Annotated in this window: 16 protein-coding genes and 2 rRNA genes; 4 read left to right on the top strand and 14 right to left on the bottom strand. The window is 70.6% G+C overall.

Going from position 1 to position 19,586, the window contains the following annotated elements; genetic code table 11:
- Positions 1-25: 25 nt before the first annotated feature.
- Positions 26-682: an NUDIX hydrolase gene (locus tag DMB38_RS21115; protein WP_125936509.1), complete on the top strand. Its 657-nt coding sequence runs from the start codon at positions 26-28 to the stop codon at positions 680-682.
- A 36-nt stretch (positions 683-718) separates the two neighbouring features.
- Here the strand turns inward: DMB38_RS21115 and hemB are convergent, their stop codons facing one another.
- From hemB to DMB38_RS21085, 6 genes are all read right to left on the bottom strand, one after another.
- Complete coding sequence (gene hemB / locus DMB38_RS21110; RefSeq protein ID WP_125936508.1) at positions 719-1,735, bottom strand: porphobilinogen synthase; 1,017 nt, start codon at positions 1,733-1,735, stop codon at positions 719-721.
- Between the two features lie 145 nt (positions 1,736-1,880).
- A complete protein-coding gene (locus tag DMB38_RS21105; protein WP_125939169.1) occupies positions 1,881-3,509 on the bottom strand; it encodes a uroporphyrinogen-III synthase in 1,629 nt (542 codons plus the stop codon).
- A gap of 101 nt (positions 3,510-3,610) precedes the next feature.
- Positions 3,611-4,657 carry a hydroxymethylbilane synthase gene (gene hemC, locus DMB38_RS21100; protein ID WP_125936507.1) on the bottom strand — a complete coding sequence of 349 codons (1,047 nt, stop codon included), beginning with the start codon at positions 4,655-4,657 and terminating at the stop codon, positions 3,611-3,613.
- Positions 4,654-6,102 (bottom strand): glutamyl-tRNA reductase, encoded by a 1,449-nt coding sequence (locus DMB38_RS21095; RefSeq protein ID WP_125936506.1) that lies wholly within the window; start codon positions 6,100-6,102, stop codon positions 4,654-4,656. The genes hemC and DMB38_RS21095 overlap by 4 nt, the downstream gene beginning before the upstream one ends.
- Positions 6,099-6,911 carry a redox-sensing transcriptional repressor Rex gene (locus DMB38_RS21090; RefSeq protein WP_125936505.1) on the bottom strand — a complete coding sequence of 271 codons (813 nt, stop codon included), beginning with the start codon at positions 6,909-6,911 and terminating at the stop codon, positions 6,099-6,101. Before DMB38_RS21090 ends, DMB38_RS21095 begins: the two co-directional genes overlap by 4 nt.
- A gap of 143 nt (positions 6,912-7,054) precedes the next feature.
- Entirely contained in the window at positions 7,055-7,339 is a 285-nt protein-coding gene (locus DMB38_RS21085) for a glutaredoxin family protein (RefSeq protein ID WP_125936504.1), read from the bottom strand.
- Positions 7,340-7,543: 204 nt separating this feature from the next.
- Here DMB38_RS21085 and DMB38_RS21080 point away from each other — a divergent pair, with 204 nt between their 5' ends.
- The 3 genes from DMB38_RS21080 (at position 7,544) to DMB38_RS21070 (ending at position 11,108) form a co-directional block, all read left to right on the top strand.
- Positions 7,544-8,515 (top strand): HAD-IB family hydrolase, encoded by a 972-nt coding sequence (locus DMB38_RS21080; protein ID WP_125936503.1) that lies wholly within the window; start codon positions 7,544-7,546, stop codon positions 8,513-8,515.
- A 337-nt stretch (positions 8,516-8,852) separates the two neighbouring features.
- The gene (locus DMB38_RS21075) at positions 8,853-9,659 is read left to right on the top strand and encodes an ECF subfamily RNA polymerase sigma factor, BldN family (RefSeq protein WP_125936502.1); all 807 of its coding nucleotides are present in this window, start codon (positions 8,853-8,855) and stop codon (positions 9,657-9,659) included.
- Between the two features lie 231 nt (positions 9,660-9,890).
- Positions 9,891-11,108, top strand: coding sequence for a DUF5667 domain-containing protein (locus DMB38_RS21070; protein WP_125936501.1), 1,218 nt, complete (start codon positions 9,891-9,893; stop codon positions 11,106-11,108).
- 36 nt (positions 11,109-11,144) lie between these two features.
- Here DMB38_RS21070 and DMB38_RS21065 read toward each other — a convergent pair whose 3' ends face one another.
- The 8 genes from DMB38_RS21065 to DMB38_RS21030 form a co-directional block, all read right to left on the bottom strand.
- Positions 11,145-12,311, bottom strand: coding sequence for a lysophospholipid acyltransferase family protein (locus DMB38_RS21065; RefSeq protein ID WP_125936500.1), 1,167 nt, complete (start codon positions 12,309-12,311; stop codon positions 11,145-11,147).
- The gene (locus tag DMB38_RS21060) at positions 12,304-13,392 is read right to left on the bottom strand and encodes an NAD-dependent epimerase/dehydratase family protein (RefSeq protein ID WP_125936499.1); all 1,089 of its coding nucleotides are present in this window, start codon (positions 13,390-13,392) and stop codon (positions 12,304-12,306) included. Before DMB38_RS21060 ends, DMB38_RS21065 begins: the two co-directional genes overlap by 8 nt.
- A 138-nt stretch (positions 13,393-13,530) precedes the next feature.
- Positions 13,531-13,629 (bottom strand): AURKAIP1/COX24 domain-containing protein, encoded by a 99-nt coding sequence (locus DMB38_RS21055; RefSeq protein WP_003948845.1) that lies wholly within the window; start codon positions 13,627-13,629, stop codon positions 13,531-13,533.
- Between the two features lie 125 nt (positions 13,630-13,754).
- Positions 13,755-13,964, bottom strand: a complete 210-nt coding sequence (locus DMB38_RS21050) for a helix-turn-helix domain-containing protein (protein ID WP_158691643.1) — start codon at positions 13,962-13,964, stop codon at positions 13,755-13,757.
- Positions 13,965-14,092: 128 nt separating this feature from the next.
- Complete coding sequence (locus DMB38_RS21045) at positions 14,093-14,911, bottom strand: phosphatase (protein ID WP_125936498.1); 819 nt, start codon at positions 14,909-14,911, stop codon at positions 14,093-14,095.
- Positions 14,912-14,998: 87 nt separating this feature from the next.
- Positions 14,999-16,168 (bottom strand): acetoin utilization protein AcuC, encoded by a 1,170-nt coding sequence (locus DMB38_RS21040; protein WP_125936497.1) that lies wholly within the window; start codon positions 16,166-16,168, stop codon positions 14,999-15,001.
- Between the two features lie 62 nt (positions 16,169-16,230).
- Positions 16,231-16,347 (bottom strand): 5S ribosomal RNA (rrf, locus tag DMB38_RS21035).
- A gap of 97 nt (positions 16,348-16,444) precedes the next feature.
- A 23S ribosomal RNA gene (locus DMB38_RS21030) occupies positions 16,445-19,572 on the bottom strand.
- Positions 19,573-19,586 lie beyond the last annotated feature (14 nt).

The following is a 19,586-nucleotide window of genomic DNA, read 5'->3' as shown; positions in this document are numbered from 1 at the left end:
ACCCTGCCGAACGAGCGGAGGACGGATGACGGCCGAACACGGTCCGCTGGAGCACTACCGGAAGCTGCGCCGCGACCACCCCGGGCTCTTCCTGAACGAGCCGGGCGGGATCGAGATCCTCGACGGCGTGACGGCGGTGGACGGGGTTCCGGTCGGGGTGGTCTACCACGACCCGTACGTGACGATCGTGCGCGATCCCGTCCGCTTCCCCGACGGCAGGCGCGGCACGTACATCCGGCTGCTCGACGCGGCCGGCGCCCCCGGCGTCGTGGCGCTGCCGCTGCTCGGCGGCGGCGCCGAAGTGGTGCTCCTGGAGCACTACCGCCACGCCACCCGCGACCGGCACGTGGAGGTGCCGCGCGGCTTCGGCACCCCGGGGCTGAGCGCCCCCGAGAACGCGGCCAAGGAGGTCGCGGAGGAGATCGGCGCGACGGCCCGGGGGATCGTCCCGCTGGGGCGGCTGCACCCGGACACCGGTCTCGTGGGCGGGCACACGGAGCTGTACGCGGTGCACATCGACGGCTACGGCGAGCCCGCCCGGGGGGAGGGGGTCCGCCGCGTGTTCAGCGTGGCCCCGGCGGAGGCGGAGGACCTGGTGCGCACGGGGCGGATCACCGACGCGTTCACCATCGCCGTGCTGGCCCGCGCCCGGCTGGCGGGGCTGCTGGCAGGCGTCGCGTAAGGGGGCCGGGGCGGCGCGCCGCCCGGCCCCCGCGCGTCAGCCGCGCAGCTTCCGGGCCGCGTCCATCGCCCAGTACGTGAGGATCATCTGCGCCCCGGCCCGCCTGATCCCCGTCAGCGTCTCCATCATCGCCGCGTCCCGGTCCACCCAGCCGCGCTCCGCCGCCGCCTCGACCATCGCGTACTCACCCGAGATCTGGTACGCCGCCACCGGCACGTCCGACTCGTCGGCGACCCGGCGCAGCACGTCCAGGTACGGACCGGCCGGCTTGACCATCACCATGTCGGCGCCCTCCGCGAGGTCGAGGGAGAGCTCCCGCAGCGCCTCGCGGGCGTTCGGCGGGTCCTGCTGGTAGGTCTTCCGGTCGCCCCGCAGCGAGGAGTTGATCGCCTCGCGGAAGGGCCCGAAGAAGGCGGAGGAGTACTTCACGGCGTACGCGAGGATCCCCGCGTCCTGGTGGCCCGCCCGGTCCAGGGCCTCGCGGATGACCGCGACCTGGCCGTCCATCATGCCGCTCGGCCCCAGCACGTGCGCCCCGGCGTCCGCCTGCACGACGGCCATCTCCGCGTACCGCACGAGCGTCGCGTCGTTGTCGACCCGGCCCGCGGCGTCCAGCACCCCGCAGTGCCCGTGGTCGGTGGTCTCGTCCAGGCACACGTCGGACATGATCACCAGGTCGTCCCCGACCTCGGCCCGCACGTCGCGGAGCGCGACCTGGAGGATGCCGTCCGGGTCCGTGCCGGCCGAGCCGACCGCGTCCTTCTTGTGCTCCTCGGGGACGCCGAAGAGCATGATCCCGCCGACGCCCTCGGCGACGGCCTCGGCGGCGGCCTTCTTCAGGGAGTCGCGGGTGTGCTGCACGACGCCCGGCATGGACGCGATCGGCGCCGGCTCGTCGATGCCTTCGCGTACGAAGGCGGGCAGGATCAGCTCCGCCGGGTGCAGCCGGGTCTCGGCGACCATGCGCCGCATCGCGGGCGTGGTGCGCAGCCGCCGCGGGCGGACGACGGGAACGGTGACAGGGCCGGGGTGCGGGGCGTCGGTGCCGGACACGTGTGCTTACCTCCGTGGTGCTCCGGGGCGGCCGCTGACCGGCCCGGCGAAGGAGGGCACATGCGCACGCGCCCCCCACCGGGCCGCGGGGGGCCGGGTGGCTTCCACCGTACGCCCCCGCGGTGACATCCCCGCCGGGCCCCCGTCAGCTCGTGGTCGTCGTCCGCGCCCGCCGCCGCGGCCTGCGCTCGCTGGGCCGGGTGACGTGCTCCCCGGCCTCGACCGCCGCCGCCCGGCGGCGCGCGCCGAACTCCGCCAGCGCCTCGGCCAGCCGGTGCACCGACGGCTCCGGCGCCATGACGTCGACGCGCAGCCCGTGCTCCTCCGCCGTCTTCGCCGTGGCCGGGCCGATACAGGCGATGACCGTGACGTTGTGCGGCTTGCCCGCGATGCCGACGAGGTTCCGCACCGTCGAGGACGAGGTGAAGAGCACGGCGTCGAACCCGCCGCCCTTGATCGCCTCGCGGGTCTCGGCCGGCGGCGGCGACGCGCGCACCGTGCGGTACGCGGTGATGTCGTCGACCTCCCAGCCGAGGTCCTTCAGCCCCGCCACCAGCGTCTCGGTGGCGATGTCGGCCCGCGGCAGGAAGACCCGGTCGATCGGGTCGAAGACCGGGTCGTACGGCGGCCAGTCCTCCAGCAGCCCGTGCGACGACTGCTCGCCGCTGGGCTGCAGGTCGGGCCGTACGCCGAACTCCACCAGCGCCGCCGCCGTCTGCTCGCCGACCGCGGCGACCTTGATCCCGGCGAACGCGCGGGCGTCAAGACCGTACTCCTCGAACTTCTCCCGCACCGCCTTGACGGCGTTGACGGACGTGAAGGCGATCCACTCGTACCGCCCGGTGACCAGGCCCTTGACCGCCCGCTCCATCTGCTGCGGGGTGCGCGGCGGCTCGACGGCGATGGTCGGCACCTCGTGCGGCACGGCACCGTACGAGCGCAGTTGCTCGGAGAGCGACGCCGCCTGCTCCTTCGTCCGCGGCACGAGCACGTGCCAGCCGAAGAGCGGCTTGGACTCGAACCAGGCCAACTGCTCGCGGCGGGCCGGTGCGCTCTGCTCGCCGACGACCGCTATGACCGCCTGTCCGGCGTCCGGCGACGGCAGCACCTTCGCGGACTTCAGCACCTGCGCGACGCTGCCGAGCGTGGCGCTGAACGTCCGCTGCCGCGTCGTCGTGCCCGCGAGCGTGACCGTCATCGGGGTGTCCGGCTTGCGGCCCGCGGCGACCAACTCGCGCGCCGTCGCCGCGGTGGCCTCCAGGGACGTCTGCACCACCAGCGTGCAGTCGCTGGCGCCCGCCTCGCCCCAGATCTGCTCCGAGGCGGTCGCCGCGTCCACGACGCGCACGTCCGTACCCTGCGGGTCGTGCAGCGGTACGCCGGCGTACGCGGGCACGCCGACGGCGGTCGCGACCCCGGGCACCACCTCGAAGGAGATGCCCTCGGCGGCGCACGCGCGCATCGCCTGCGCGGCACCGCCGTCGAGGCCCGGATCGCCCGCCACGGCATGCACGACCCGCCTGCCGGCGCGCGCGGCCTCCATGACAAGATGGCCTGCGTCAGCGGCCGTTGGCGGTTCGTCGTCCCCCGCGGCCGCCGACGTATGCGCCGCGGGCGCGGCCGCCGACGACGTGTGCGGCATGACCGCGCCGACGCGCGCGTGGGCGCGTACGACGGCGAGGACCTTGGGGTCGGCGATCAGGACGTCTGCCGCGGACAGCGCTTCCACGGCGCGCAGCGTCAGCAGTCCGGGGTCCCCGGGTCCTGCGCCCAGGAACGTGACGTGCCCGCGGGCGGCGGGACCGGGCGGCCGGGCCGCGCCGGTCGCTGCGGTACGCGCCGACGCGCTGGCCTTACGGGTCGAAGGCGTGGGGCTCAAAGTCGCTCCCCCATCAGACCGGCCGCGCCCTTGGCGAGCATCTCTTCTGCGAGCTCGCGTCCGAGCGCCACGGCGTCGTCGTACGACGCCGGCACGGGGCCGGTGGCGGACATCTGCACCAGAGCGGAGCCGTCGGGGGTGCCGACGACGCCGCGCAGGCGCATCTCGGTGACAGTGGACGCTGTGCCCAGTGCGGCCCCGGAGGGACCCTCCGCGTGCAGGTCGGCGAGCGCGCCCACGGGCGCGCTGCAGCCGGCCTCCAGGGCGGCGAGCAGCGTCCGCTCGGCGGTGACGGCGACCCGCGTCTGCGGGTCGTCGAGCTCCGCGAGCTGGGCGGCGAGGTGCGCGCTCGACGAGGCGCACTCGACCGCCAGGGCCCCCTGGCCGGGGGCGGGCAAGACTGCGTCGAGGGGGATCAGCTCGGTGACCTCGGCCAGCCGGCCGAGGCGGCTGAGCCCCGCGGCGGCGAGCGCGACGGCGTCGAGCTCGCCCTTCTGTACGTACCCGATGCGGGTGTCGACGTTCCCGCGGACCGGGACGGTCTCTATCGCGCCGCCGAGGGAGCGGGCCCAGGCGTGCAACTGGCAGGCGCGGCGCGCGGAGCCGGTGCCGATACGGGGCCGGGCGCCGGCGGCGAGCAGGTCCTCGAAGCCGAGGCCGTCGCGGGCGACGAGCACGTCCCGCGGGTCCTCGCGGGGCGGCACGGCGGCGATGACCAGCTCCTCGGGCTGCGTGGTCGGCAGGTCCTTCAGCGAGTGCACCGCGAGGTCCACCTCGCCGTGCACCACGGCCTCGCGCAGGGCGGCGACGAAGACGCCCTGGCCGCCGATCTCGGACAGGTGCTGCCGGGACACGTCCCCGTACGTGGTGATCTCGACCAGCTCGACGGGGCGCCCGGTGAGACGGCGTACCGATTCGGCAACCTGCTCGGACTGCGCGAGCGCGAGCTTGCTCCGCCGCGTGCCGAGGCGCAACGGGCGCTGGAAGCGCGGGGCTTCCTGCGCCCCGGCCCCCTTCGCCTGCGTCGGCTTGGCTGCGGTCATGACGGCTCCCGTTCACTGCGTGCGCTGGCCGCCGCGCGGCCGGAGTCCGCGCGGCTGACGGCGTCGACGGTGGCCGGGTCGAGGTCGAAGAGCTCCCGCAGGGCGTCCGCGTACCCCGCTCCGCCGGGGGTGGCGGCCAGCTCCTTGACCCGTACGGTCGGCGCGTGCAGCAGCTTGTCCACGACGCGGCGCACGGTCTGCGCCACCTCGGCCCGCTGACGTTCGTCGAGCCCGGGCAGCCTACCCTCCAAACGGGCGATCTCGCCCGCGACGACGTCCTGGGCCATGGTCCGCAGCGCGACCACGGTGGGCGTGATGCTGGCGGCGCGCTGCGCGGCGCCGAAGTCGTCGACCTCGCCGGCGACGATGGCCCGTACCTGGTCCACATCGGCGGCCATGGGCGCGTCGGCGCTGGCCCCGGCGAGGGCCTCGATGTCGACGAACCGCACCCCGGGCGTCTCGTGCAGCGCGTGATCGATATCACGCGGCATGGCCAGGTCAAGCAGAGCGAGGGGGGTGTCACCGTCCCGGCGGCGCAGCGCGTCGCGCACCTCGTCGGCCGTGAGCACCAGGCCCGTCGCGCCCGTACAGGAGACGACCACGTCCGCCGTCACCAGCTCGTCCGCGATCTCCTCGACCCGCACCGCACGGGCCGCCGGCCCAGACCCTGCGGGCCCGGGCTGCGACGGAATCGGACCTGCCGCGCCCGCCGCAGGCGACCCCGTGCTCCAGCCGCCCGCGACCGCGGATCCCGCGTTCAGGCTCGCCGCCAGGCGCTCCGCGCGCTCGTACGTGCGGTTGGCGATCACCAGCTCCGCCGCCCCGGCCCGCGCCAGCACCGTCGCCGCCAGCGACGACATCGAGCCCGCGCCGATCACCAGCGCGCGGCGTCCCGCCACCCACTCGGCCACCGGGGCGCCGGCCGCGAGCTGCGCGAGCCCGAACGAGACCAGCGACTGCCCCGCCTTGTCGATCCCCGTCTCGCTGTGCGCCCGCTTGCCGACCCGCAGCGCCTGCTGGAAGAGGTCGTTCAGCGTCCGGCCCGCGGTGTGCAGCCGCTGCCCGAGCGCCAGCGACTCCTTGATCTGGCCGAGGATCTGCCCCTCGCCGACGACCATGGAGTCCAGCCCGCAGCCGACCGTGAAGAGGTGGTGCACGGCGCGGTCCTCGTAGTGCACGTAGAGGTGCGGCGTCAGCTCCTCCAGGCTCGCGCCCGCGTGCTGCGCCAGCAGCGTCGACAGCTCGGCGACGCCCGCGTGGAACTTGTCCACCGCGGCGTACAGCTCGATCCGGTTGCACGTGGCCAGCACCGCGGCCTCCGTGACCGGAGCCGCCGCCACCGCGTCCGCGAGGAGCTTCGCGCGCGCGTCGGGCGCGAGCGAGGCCCGCTCCAGCACGCTCACGGGCGCGCTGCGGTGGCTGAGGCCGACGACGAGGACACTCATGCGGGCATCACGGCGGGCACGTCCCCGTCGGGCCCCTGCCCGGTGCGCTTCTTCGCGGCGGCGGTGGGGCCCGCCGCCGCGGCCGCCTCCGGCGTGCCGCCGCGGGCCGCCGCGGCGGCCGCCTCGGCCTCGCGCAGCTCGGCCTCCTCGCCGGCCTTGCGCTGCTCGTGGAAGGCGAGGATCTGCAGCTCTATCGAGAGGTCGACCTTGCGCACGTCGACGCCCTCGGGGACGTTCAGCACGGTCGGCGCGAAGTTGAGGATCGAGGTGACGCCCGCCTCCACCAGCCGGTTGCAGACGGCCTGCGCGGCGCCCGCGGGGGTGGCGATGACGCCGATGGAGACGCCGCTCTCCTTGATGAGCGGCTCCAGTTCGTCGGTGTGCCGCACGGTCAGGCCCGCGACCTGCTTGCCGGTCATGGCCCGGTCGGCGTCGATGAGCCCGGCGACGCGGAAGCCGCGGGAGGCGAAGCCTCCGTAGCCGGCGAGGGCGGCGCCGAGGTTACCGATACCGACGATGACCACGGGCCAGTCCTGGGTGAGGCCGAGCTCGCGTGAGATCTGGTAGACGAGGTACTCGACGTCGTAGCCGACGCCGCGGGTGCCGTAGGAGCCGAGGTACGAGAAGTCCTTGCGCAGCTTCGCCGAGTTGACGCCGGCGGCGGCGGCCAGTTCCTCGGAGGAGACCGTGGGCACGGAGCGCTCCGAGAGCGCCGTGAGGGCCCGCAGATAGAGCGGGAGCCGGGCGACGGTGGCCTCGGGGATCCCTCGGCTACGGGTCGCCGTTCGGTGAGTTCGGCCAGTTGCCACAGTGCTCCTGACGCTAGCGCGGTGCCGCGTACGGCCCGCCGGGGCGAAACCGCACTGATGAGAGAAGGCTATGCCTTTGTGAACGCGTGCACAAAGATGGTGTCCGCTTTGTCCGGGCAAAGTGACGGGCGTCACCCCGCGGGTCATGACCGCAGCGCCCGCCGCAGCCTCTCCGGGTCGACCCGCCAGAAGTCGTGCTGCTCACCGTCCACGAGGACCACCGGGATCTGCTCCCAGTAGCGCCGGTACAGCTCCTCGTCCCGTGTGATGTCCCGCTCCTCCCAGCCGGCGCCCAGCTCCGCGCAGACGGAGACGACCACCTCGCGCGCCTCGTCGCACAGGTGGCAGCCGGGCTTGCCGATGAGGGTCACGGTCCGGTCGGCGGGGGCGGGCGCGGAGGCGGCGCTCTTACGTCGCAACAGGCTCATGTCATCGATTGTGCCGTCCCGCACGGGCATCCGGAGCCGCCCGTAAGCGAGCAGAACAGGACAGAGAGCAGGCACACAACGAAAGAAGCCGGGCAAGGGGCGTACAGAGGCGGGCAGGAATCACCCGGGAGTTCACGCGCGCGTCCGCGGAGGCCCAGCCCCTCGACACCGGTTGGCCCGCCTCGCACCGTTATGCTCATCGGCATGGCCGCATTCGGATGGCTCAGCCGCAGACGCCGCGCGACCGCGCGCAGCGTCGCGGCCGGCGAGGCCGCGGCCGAGGCGGCGCGCAAGACGTCACAGGAGCTGGAGCACGCGGAAGCCGCGCGCGCGGAGGACGTCACGGCGGGCGGCGGGGCGAAGGCGGCGAAGGAGGACGAGGAACCGGACTTCCCCGTCCACGGCGACGTGCACGCGGCGGCCTTCTTCGACCTCGACAACACGATCATGCAGGGCGCCGCGCTCTACCACTTCGGCCGCGGGCTCTACAAGCGCAAGTTCTTCCGCACCCGCGATCTCGCCCGGTTCGCCTGGCAGCAGGCGTACTTCCGCCTCGCCGGCGCCGAGCACTCGGGACACATGGAGGACGCGCAGTCCAGCGCGCTCTCCATCGTGCAGGGCCATCGCGTCGCCGATCTCATGGAGATGGGCGAGGAGATCTACGACGAGTACATGGCCGAGCGCATCTGGCCCGGCACCCGCGCGCTGGCGCAGGCGCACCTCGACGCCGGCCAGAAGGTGTGGCTCGTCACCGCCGCCCCCGTCGAGACCGCGACGATCATCGCCCGCCGGCTCGGCCTGACCGGCGCGCTGGGCACGGTCGCGGAGTCCGTCGGCGGCGTCTACACCGGGCGGCTCGTCGGCGAGGTGCTGCACGGCCCCGCCAAGGCCGAGGCGGTACGGGCCCTGGCCGCGGCCGAGACGCTGGAGTTGTCGCGCTGCGCCGCGTACAGCGATTCGGCCAACGACATCCCGATGCTCTCCCTCGTCGGCCATCCGTACGCGATCAACCCCGATGCGCGGCTGCGGAAGCACGCGCGCGAACACGGATGGCGGCTGCGCGACTACCGTACGGGCCGCAAGGCGGCGAAGGTCGGCATCCCGGCCGCGGCGGGCGTCGGCGCGGTGGCCGGCGGCGCGGCCGCGGCGGCCGCCCTGCAGCGCCGCCGACGCTGAACCGGGCGCACTTGTCCACGCCCCGGCCGGCGTCCCCGGCCCCGCGGTCAACGGGGTACCGGCAGCGTACCCGTGACCGATTCCTCCGGGAAACACACAACACGCCCATGAACCAGGCAGTTCGTGTCACTTACCGATCAAACTCAATCCGGCGGCTGATACTTGAGGAGTCGCCAATAGGCTACAGATCGGACGGAAACGGTGATTTGAGCAACTGGAGGTAGCGCACCCGACACGAAGCGTTATTCTCCTCAGACGCAATCCGGTGCCCGCGCATACCTACGCCGGTCAACGGTCCCGCACTGAACGTGATGGAAGCACTGCCTCTGGGAGTCCCGTGTACTCATCCGTCGGGGTTGACGCCTCAGGCCTGGCTACGCTGCGCGCGCAGGTGATCGAGCAACTGCGCCTCTTCTCGCCCGCCCTGGCCGTCGCCGGCCCCGCCGCGAGTCCCGCCGCCGGCCCGGTCGCGGCCCCCGCCTACGCCCTCACCGACGGCAGCGCCGCCGTCGGCAGCAGACGCCGGCAGGCCGGCGGCGCGGGGACCCGCGAGCGCAGCGGCAGGCAGACCAGGCAGCCGCAGCCCTCGACCGGCGACAGCCGCCGGATGATGGACCTGGTCGAGCGCGCCCAGTCCGGCGAGACCGAGGCGTTCGGCCGGCTCTACGACCAGTACGCCGACACCGTCTACCGCTACATCTACTACCGCGTCGGCGGCCGGGCGACGGCCGAGGACCTCACCTCGGAAACCTTCCTGCGCGCGCTGCGCCGGATCGGCACGTTCACCTGGCAGGGCCGCGACTTCGGCGCCTGGCTGGTGACGATCGCGCGCAACCTCGTGGCGGACCACTTCAAGTCCAGCCGGTTCCGGCTGGAGGTCACCACCGGCGAGATGCTCGACCCCAGCGAGACCGAGCGCAGCCCCGAGGACTCCGTGCTGGAGTCGCTCTCCAACACCGCGCTGCTGGAGACCGTCCGCAAGCTCAACCCGCAGCAGCAGGAGTGCGTGACGCTCCGCTTCCTCCAGGGGCTGTCGGTGGCCGAGACCGCCAAGGTGATGGGCAAGAACGAAGGCGCGATCAAGACCCTGCAGTACCGGGCGGTGCGCACCCTGGCCCGGCTGCTGCCGGACGACGCCCGCTGACGGGAAGCGATCTCCCTTGACTCTTCCGATACCCGGGGCGTCCGCGCCCACCGAAGTAGTATCAACGCCACCGCGTAACCCGACTGCCCTGCCCGTCGTTGAGCGGATAGCAGGGCTTCTTCGGTCGCGAGTTGTCCACCCCGGCTCACCCCTTCGGGTGAAATGGGTCAAGGAGTACAACTATGCGGGCGGGATAGGGAGTCCCACACAGAGACCCCGAGTCGACAGGAGGTGCCGCCCGTGATCGGATCCGTATCGGCACACCGGCGGGCGAACGCCTTCGCCCAGGCCCTTGATGAGGAGTCTCGGGCGCAGCAGGCGGAAGCGCTTGCGGCAGATCCCGAGCAAGCACGGCTGCTGGGCCTGGCGGGCCGGCTCGCCTCGGTGCCGGGTCCCACCCTCGACCCCGAGGTCAAGACCGTCCAGCGGACTCAGCTCATCGCCGCCATGGAGGCGATGCTCGCCGAGGACACGGACACCGCGGAGAGCACCGAAGCCCCGCTGATCCCCGCGCCCCGCAAGCGCGGCGCCCACCGCGCGGCGGGACCGCTGTCCCGGCTGCGCCCGCACTCCCGCCTCTCCCGCGGCGTGGCCATCGGCAGCGCCGGCGTCGGCGTCGCCGCCGGCGCGTTCAGCGCCGCCGCCGCGGTCAGCTCCGACGCCCTCCCGGGCGACACCCTCTACGGCCTCAAGCGCGGCATGGAGGACCTGCGCCGCGGCATGGCCGACGGCGACACCGAGCGCGGCCGGATCTACCTCGACCAGGCCAGCACGCGGCTGAACGAGGCACGGCGCCTGATGGAGCGCGGCCGCGCCGGCGACCTCGACGCGGAGTCGATGGGCGAGGTCCGCGAAGCCCTCGACAACGTACGACACGATGCCGGCGAAGGCCGCAAGCTGCTGCGCGGCGCGTACGACGAGGACGGCTCGCTCGGCCCCATGCAGACCCTCTCCGCCTTCTCGCAGAAGAACGAGCGCGGTTGGCAGCAGTTGCGCGAGCGGCTTCCCGTCGAGCTGGGCGACCTGGGCGACGAGGTCAGCTCGGTCTTCGACGCCATAAAGCAGGACGTCGCCCCGCTGTCGTCGCTGCTGCCCGGTCCCGAGGACGACACCTCCCCCAGCGGCAGCGCGCCGGGCACCGCGAGCACCGGCGGCGGCCACACCGACACCGACGAGGCCGAGCCCGCCCCGTCGTCCACGGCCACCGCCGACGGCGAGGTCGGCGAGGACGGCGAGCCGAAGCCCAGCACCACCGAGGAGGACGGGCTGGTCGGCGAGGACGGCCTGATCGGCGGCGTGCTGCCCGACAAGGACGAGACTGGCGGCCAGGAGACCGGCGGCAGCAGCACCTCGCCCACCGAGCAGCCGCCCGGGAAGAAGCCCGAGATCACCCTCCCGCCGCTGCTGCCGCTGCCCGACCTGGGCCTCGACATCGGCGAGGAGGAATAGGGACGCGCGGGAAGCGGGCGGAGCAGCGGTGACGGGTCAGAAGAAGACCGACCGCCGCTCGACGAGCAGCTTGTACAGCGTGTGCTGGATCGTCTCGCGCACCTGGTCGGTGAGGTTGAACATCAGCATGGGGTCGTCCGCCGCCTCCGGCGGATAGCCGTCCGTGGGGATCGGCTCGCCGAACTCGATCGTCCACTTCGTCGGCAGCGGTACGGCCCCGAGCGGCCCCAGCCACGGGAACGTCGGCGTCAGCGGGAAGTACGGCAACCCCAGCAGCCGCGCCACCGTCTTGGCGTTGCCGAGCATCGGATAGATCTCCTCCGCCCCGACGATCGAGCACGGCACGATCGGCGCCCCCGCCCGCAGCGCCGTCGAGACGAAGCCGCCGCGGCCGAAGCGCTGCAGCTTGTAGCGGTCGGCGAACGGCTTGCCGATCCCCTTGAACCCCTCCGGCATCACGCCGACGACCTCGCCCCGCGCCAGCAGCCGCGCCGCGTCGTCGGCGCAGGCCAGCGTGTGCCCGCCCTTGCGGGCGAGCTGGTTGAAGAACGGCAGCACGAACACCAAATCGGCCGCGAGCAGCCGCAGATGGCGGTCGGCGGGGTGGTGGTCGCGGACGGCGACCTGGGCCATCAGCCCGTCCCAGGGCACGACTCCGGAGTGGTTGGCGACGACGAGCGCGCCGCCGGTGTCGGGGATGTTCTCGACTCCCTTGACGGTCACCCGGAAGTACTTCTCGAAGAGCGGCCGGAAGAGCGGCACGAGCACCTGGTCGGTCAGCTCCGCGTCGAAGCCGAACTCGTCGACCTCGTAGTCGCCCGTCAGCCGCCGCCGCAGGAAGCCCAGCGCGTCGGCGGCCCTGCGCTCCCAGCCGCCGCCCAGGAGCCGCGGCAGCGCGCTCATGAGGGCGCTCTGCAGCGCCTCGGCGACCGCGTCCGCGGCCTCGGTGCCCGGCGGTGCCGTACGGTCCGCAGAGGCGGCGCCCGCCTGCCCTGCCGGGTCCCCCGCCGCGTCCGTACGGTCCGCGCCCTCGTCGTCCGCGGGCCCCTGCCCGCCGGGCAGCGCGGAGAGCGCCGCCTCCGCGCCCGCAGCAGCGCCGCCGTCCGCGCGCCGCGGCCGGCCGGCGCCTGACCGGCGCCGGGACTTGCCGCCTCCGCCGCGGGAGCGGTCGTCGTCGAACGGAATGACCTTCGCGTCAGCCATCGGGCACCGACTCCTTCGCAACTCCGTCCCCCTGCGCCGGGGTCCGCGCCCCCGGCAGCCCCAGCAGCCCGCCGATCGCGTCGACGGCCCGCCGCACCTCACGCGGCGGCAGCAGCCCCGCCGCGCGCCCGGCGGCGAAGTCGGCGAACGCCTCCGCCGTCGAGTACTCCGGCGTGAAGCCCAGCAGTTCACGCATCTGCGTCGTCTCCACGACCCGCCCGTGGGTCAGCAGCCGGATCTGCTCCGGCGAGAAGTCCGTCATGCCCGCGGACCGCAGCGCCGAGCCGACCCACGTCACGGCGGGCAGCGGCACCGGGACGGTGGGACGGCCGAGCCGGCGGGCGGCCTGCGAGAGCAGCAGCACGCCTTCGCCGGCGATGTTGAACGTGCCGCTGTTGATCGTGCCGCGGCGCGGCTCGCCGGCCGCGAGCAGCAGCACCTCGATGACGTCGTCCTCGTGCACGAACTGCAGCCGCGGATCGTAGCCGAGGACCGTGGGCAGGGCGGGCAGCGCCAGATACTCGGCGAGCGGTGTGTCCACGCGCGGGCCGAGGATGTTGGCGAACCGCAGCACGCACACGGCGACGTCCGGGCGGCGCCGTGCGAAGCCGCGCACGTACCCCTCGACCTCCACCGCGTCCTTGGCGAAGCCGCCGCTGGGCAGCGCCTTGGGCGGCGTGCTCTCGGTGAACACGGCGGGGTCGCGGGGCGCGGAGCCGTAGACGCTGGTGGTGGACTTGACGACGAGCCGCCGCACGCGCGGCGCCTGCTGGCAGGCGCCGAGCAGGTGCATGGACCCGATGACGTTGTTCTCCTTGACCGCCCCCCGGCCGCCGCGGGTGAGCGGGGTGCCGGTGACGTCCATGTGCATCACGGTGTCGACGCGGTGCTCGACGAGGATCCGGGCGAGCACGGGGTGGCGGATGTCCGCCGGTACGAAGTCGGCGCCGCCGAGCTGGTGCTCGGGCGCCCTGGCGTCGACGCCGACGACGCGGTCGACGTCCGGGTCCCGCATGAGCCGGCGGACCAGGCGCCCGACGAGGGGGCGGGCGACGCCGGTGACGAGCACGGTTCTGCCCACTGGCCTTCGCCTTCCTCTCCTTGCCTGCCCGTACGCGCGATCGCCCCACCGTATACGCAGGACAACGCGCCACCACGCACAACCGCCGCCCACCCGCCGGGAAAGGCGGATGGACGGCGGAACGGGTGCGGGCTACCGCTACTTCTTGTTGCGGCGCTGCACTCGCGTGCGCTTCAGCAGCTTGCGGTGCTTCTTCTTCGCCATCCGCTTACGCCGCTTCTTGATCACAGAGCCCACGGGTACCCTCGCTCACTTCTCTCCGTCGGGGTGGGCGGGCAAGGGCCCACACGTCTTACAGGGGCCCAAGCCTACCCGGGCGAACTGGATTGACGTAATCGAGGGTGCGCAACCTCTCGGACCCGTCAGGCAGACTCCACCCCCACATACGACTCGCGGAGGTATTCGTGCACCGCCTGCTCCGGCACCCGGAAGGACCTCCCCACCCGGATCGCCGGCAGATGGCCGCTGTGCACCAACCGGTACACGGTCATCTTGGACACTCGCATCACCGCGGCTACTTCAGCCACGGTCAGGAACACAACCTCGTTGAGAGGCTTATCGCTTGCAGCCATGACACACCTGAACCTTCCGCACATGACGGACACCGGCTTCCCCTCCGGTGCCTCCTCCTCGCATGCGCGCTCCTCCCCAGATTAGGGGCGGGTGATGCAAGTGGGGAAGAGGAGTAGCGATCGCATGGCTACAGTGACAGACGGGCGTGTTTGAGCACATAGTCGGCCACCGGCCCGTAGCTGTCCGGTTGCACAGAGTCATCAAGTGGCACCACGACGGGCACCCGGCCCTCCACCTGGGCGACGAAGGGTGCCGGGTCGTCCGCGTCCGCCAGACCGATGGCCTCGATGCCCAACTGACCAGCCCCGCAGGCCCATCCGTGGTCCCCCACCACCAGCCCGGGCAGCGGCCCGCCCGCGGCCGCCGCGGCACCGAGTGCCGCACGCAGGGGAAGCGGAGAGTGAGTATGGACCCCCCTGGTCGCGGGCCCGGTGGAGGGGTCCGGGTCGCCCAGAACGGCAACGGAGTCGGGGTAGTTGAGCCGGTATGTGCGTACGCCGAATCGGGTCGTTATGTCGACATCTCTGCCCTCACCGGGGGTGAGAACAACGCACCCAGCCGCCGAGAGCCCCGCAGCCAAGGGGGCGTAGAAGCCGAGGAGGCGGTCGGGATGCCCGGTCCCGAAGAGAACCGCCTCGCAGTCGTGCGCGGCGTCGCGCAGCCGCTCCGCGAAGGCGTGCAGGGCGTCGATCGTACGGTCCGGATCGATGACCTCGGTGCCCGAGATCCGGCCCGGATCCCCGCTCGTACCGCAGCGTTCCGCCATCAGCCGCAGCAACTCGGCCACCGACCAATCCCGTTCCGGTTCCAGTCCGAGCAGCACCCGCGGGTCGCGGGCCGCGAACTGCTGATATCTGCGGAGGCTCTTGTCGCGGCTCGTCGCCACCGGCCCGGCGATCCCCGTCGCCAGCAGATGCCTACGCAACAAGGGTGCGTCGGTCAACACCCGACCCACTCTGGCCGCCCTTACGGGCGGAACGGGCGGCTTCCCGAATATTTCGCCCACAAGAAAGCCGCGGCGGGGCCGGCTCCTTCAGGGCAGCAGCCCGTGCGCCGGGAACGCCGTCCGCCGCGCGGCACGCACCGCACGATCCAGCGGCGAGCCCGGGTCGTACCCCGCGTCCCAGTCCGCCCAGGAGGCGTCACGCCCGTCGGTCATCCGGTACGGGGCCTGCTGCCCGGTCCGCCGCAGCGCCTCGGCCCGCCAGCTCTCGGGGACCTCCGTGGCCGGAAGAACGGGGTGGCCGGCGGAGATGGCGCAGAGATGCGCCCAGGAGCGCGGAACGACGTCCACGACCGCGTACCCGCCCCCGCCGAGCGCCAGCCAGCGCCCGTCCGCGTGCTCGTGCGCCAGGGCGTGACACGTCTCCATCACCGCACGCTGCGCGTCCAGGCTGACGGCGAGATGCGCCAGGGGATCCTCGGCGTGCGTGTCGGCCCCGTGCTGCGACACGAGCACCTGGGGCCCCCACGACGCCAGCAGCTCCGGCACGACGGCGTGGAACGCCCGCAGCCACCCCGCGTCGCCGGTCCCGGCCGGCAGCGCGACGTTCACCGCCTGGCCCTCGGCCCCGGACCCACCGGTCTCCTCCGGCCAGCCGGTCTGGGGGAAGAGCGTGCTGGGGTGCTCGTGGACGGAGATGGTCAGCACGCGCGGGTCATCCCAGAAGGCCGCCTGTACGCCGTCGCCGTGATGCACGTCCACATCCACGTACGCCACCCGCTCTACGCCCAACTCCAGCAGCCGCGCGATGGCCAGCGCCGCGTCGTTGTAGACGCAGAACCCCGAAGCGGCACCGGGCATCGCATGATGAAGCCCCCCGGCGAAGTTCACGGCGTGCACCGCCCGCCCGTCCCACACGGACTCCGCCGCCGCCACGGACTGCCCGGCGATCAACGCCGACGCCTCGTGCATCCCCACGAACGCGGGATCGTCGACGGTCCCGAGCCCGTAGGAGGGATCCGCTTCCGCCGGCGCCTCGGAGGCCCGCCGTACGGCGTCGATGTAGTCCTGCCGGTGCACGAGCCGCAACGTCGACTCGCCGGCCGCGGGCGCGGCAACGACGTCGACGGCCTTGTCGATCCCCAGTTCCTCGACGAGGCGCATGGTCAGCGCCAACCGAACGGGATCCATGGGGTGTTCAGGACCGAAGTCGTACGCGGTGACTGCCTGGTCCCACATCAGGTGCGCGCGGCCGCTCATATCGGCCACCGTAACGCACGAAAGCCGCCCCGAAGCGTTCGGGACGGCTCTCATGAAGAATTGTTCGGCGGTGACCTACTCTCCCACACGGTCCCCCATGCAGTACCATCGGCGCGGTCGGGCTTAGCTTCCGGGTTCGGAATGAGACCGGGCGTTTCCCCAACGCTATGACCACCGAAACACTATGAAACTATCCCCCACACCCCGTACCAGACCGGTACAGGTTGCGTGGGCGGGGTTGTTGTTTCAGAACCCGCACAGTGGACGCAAGCAGCTATGGACAAGCCCTCGGCCTATTAGTACCGGTCACCTCCACCCCTCACAGGGCTTCCAGATCCGGCCTATCAACCCCGTCGTCTACAGGGGGCCTTAACCCCTCATGGGGGTGGGAGTCCTCATCTCGAAGCAGGCTTCCCGCTTAGATGCTTTCAGCGGTTATCCCTCCCGAACGTAGCCAACCAGCCATGCCCTTGGCAGAACAACTGGCACACCAGAGGTCCGTCCGTCCCGGTCCTCTCGTACTAGGGACAGCCCTTCTCAAGACTCCTACGCGCGCAGCGGATAGGGACCGAACTGTCTCACGACGTTCTAAACCCAGCTCGCGTGCCGCTTTAATGGGCGAACAGCCCAACCCTTGGGACCGACTCCAGCCCCAGGATGCGACGAGCCGACATCGAGGTGCCAAACCATCCCGTCGATATGGACTCTTGGGGAAGATCAGCCTGTTATCCCCGGGGTACCTTTTATCCGTTGAGCGACGGCGCTCCCACAAGCCACCGCCGGATCACTAGTCCCTGCTTTCGCACCTGCTCGACCCGTCAGTCTCGCAGTCAAGCTCCCTTGTGCACTTACACTCACCACCTGATGACCAACCAGGCTGAGGGAACCTTTGGGCGCCTCCGTTACCCTTTAGGAGGCAACCGCCCCAGTTAAACTACCCACCAGACACTGTCCCCGATCCGGATCACGGACCCAGGTTAGACATCCAACACGACCAGAGTGGTATTTCAACGACGACTCCACAACCACTGGCGTGGCCGCTTCACAGTCTCCCACCTATCCTACACAAGCCGAACCGAACACCAATATCAAGCTATAGTAAAGGTCCCGGGGTCTTTCCGTCCTGCTGCGCGAAACGAGCATCTTTACTCGTAATGCAATTTCACCGGGCCTATGGTTGAGACAGTCGAGAAGTCGTTACGCCATTCGTGCAGGTCGGAACTTACCCGACAAGGAATTTCGCTACCTTAGGATGGTTATAGTTACCACCGCCGTTTACTGGCGCTTAAGTTCTCAGCTTCGCCACCCCGAAGAGTGACTAACCGGTCCCCTTAACGTTCCAGCACCGGGCAGGCGTCAGTCCGTATACATCGCCTTACAGCTTCGCACGGACCTGTGTTTTTAGTAAACAGTCGCTTCTCGCTGGTCTCTGCGGCCACCCCCAGCTCCCCGTGTAAAACGGATCACCGGAAGCGGCCCCCCTTCTCCCGAAGTTACGGGGGCATTTTGCCGAGTTCCTTAACCATAGTTCACCCGAACGCCTCGGTATACTCTACCTGACCACCTGAGTCGGTTTAGGGTACGGGCCGCCATGAAACATCGCTAGAGGCTTTTCTCGACAGCATAGGATCATCCACTTCACCACAATCGGCTCGGCATCAGGTCTCACCCTCATGTTGCGCGGATTTACCTGCACAACGGGCCACACCCTTACCCCGGGACAACCACCGCCCGGGCTGGACTACCTTCCTGCGTCACCCCATCACTCACCTACTACAAGCTCGGATCACCGGCTCCACCACACCCATCCTCACCCGAAGGATCAGACAGGGGGCTTCACGGGCTTAGCATCACCTGATTCGATGTTTGGCGCTTCACAGCGGGTACCGGAATATCAACCGGTTATCCATCGACTACGCCTGTCGGCCTCGCCTTAGGCCCCGACTTACCCTGGGCAGATCAACTTGACCCAGGAACCCTTAGTCAATCGGCGCACACGTTTCCCACGTGTGTATCGCTACTCATGCCTGCATTCTCACTCGCGAACCGTCCACCACTACCTTCCAGTGCGGCTTCACCCGGCACACGACGCTCCCCTACCCACTCACACATCCGTTAGGACTATTGCGTAAGTGACACGACTTCGGCGGTACGCTTGAGCCCCGCTACATTGTCGGCGCGGAATCACTTGACCAGTGAGCTATTACGCACTCTTTCAAGGATGGCTGCTTCTAAGCCAACCTCCTGGTTGTCTCTGCGACTCCACATCCTTTCCCACTTAGCATACGCTTAGGGGCCTTAGTCGATGCTCTGGGCTGTTTCCCTCTCGACCACGGAGCTTATCCCCCGCAGTCTCACTGCCGCGCTCAACTTACCGGCATTCGGAGTTTGGCTAAGGTCAGTAACCCGGTAAGGCCCATCGCCTATCCAGTAGCTCTACCTCCGGCAAGCAACACACGACGCTGCACCTAAATGCATTTCGGGGAGAACCAGCTATCACGGAGTTTGATTGGCCTTTCACCCCTAACCACAGGTCATCCCCCAGGTTTTCAACCCTGGTGGGTTCGGGCCTCCACGACCTCTTACAGCCGCTTCACCCTGCCCATGGCTAGATCACCCCGCTTCGGGTCTAGAGCGTGCAACTCACTCGCCCAGCTAGGACTCGCTTTCGCTACGGCTACCCCACACGGGTTAACCTCGCTACACACCGCTAACTCGCAGGCTCATTCTTCAAAAGGCACGCAGTCACGACACACAGCAACAAGTTGCTGCGTGCGACGCTCCCACGGCTTGTAGGCACACGGTTTCAGGTACTCTTTCACTCCGCTCCCGCGGTACTTTTCACCATTCCCTCACGGTACTATCCGCTATCGGTCACCAGGGAATATTTAGGCTTAGCGGGTGGTCCCGCCAGATTCACACGGGATTTCTCGGGCCCCGTGCTACTTGGGTGGTTCACAACGAGCCGCACACATTTCGACTACGGGGGTCTTACCCTCTACGCCGGGCCTTTCGCATGCCCTTCGTCTACATGCACGGTTTCTCACTCGCCGACCAGCCGGCAGACCAGTCACGTAAACTCCCACAACCCCGCCTGCGCAACCCCTGCCGGGTATCACACACAAACGGTTTAGCCTCATCCAGTTTCGCTCGCCACTACTCCCGGAATCACAATTGTTTTCTCTTCCTGCGGGTACTGAGATGTTTCACTTCCCCGCGTTCCCTCCACACCGCCTATACATTCAGCAGCGGGTGACAGCCCATGACGACTGCCGGGTTTCCCCATTCGGACACCCCCGGATCACAGCTCGGTTGACAGCTCCCCGGGGCCTATCGCGGCCTCCCACGTCCTTCATCGGTTCCTGGTGCCAAGGCATCCACCATGCGCCCTTAAAAACTTGGCCACAGATGCTCGCGT

The organism is Streptomyces sp. WAC 06738, assembly GCF_003945505.1.
Classification (GTDB): Bacteria; Actinomycetota; Actinomycetes; order Streptomycetales; family Streptomycetaceae; genus Streptomyces.
Note: the sequence above shows the minus strand (reverse complement) of the source record. Positions and strands in the feature narration are given on the sequence as shown.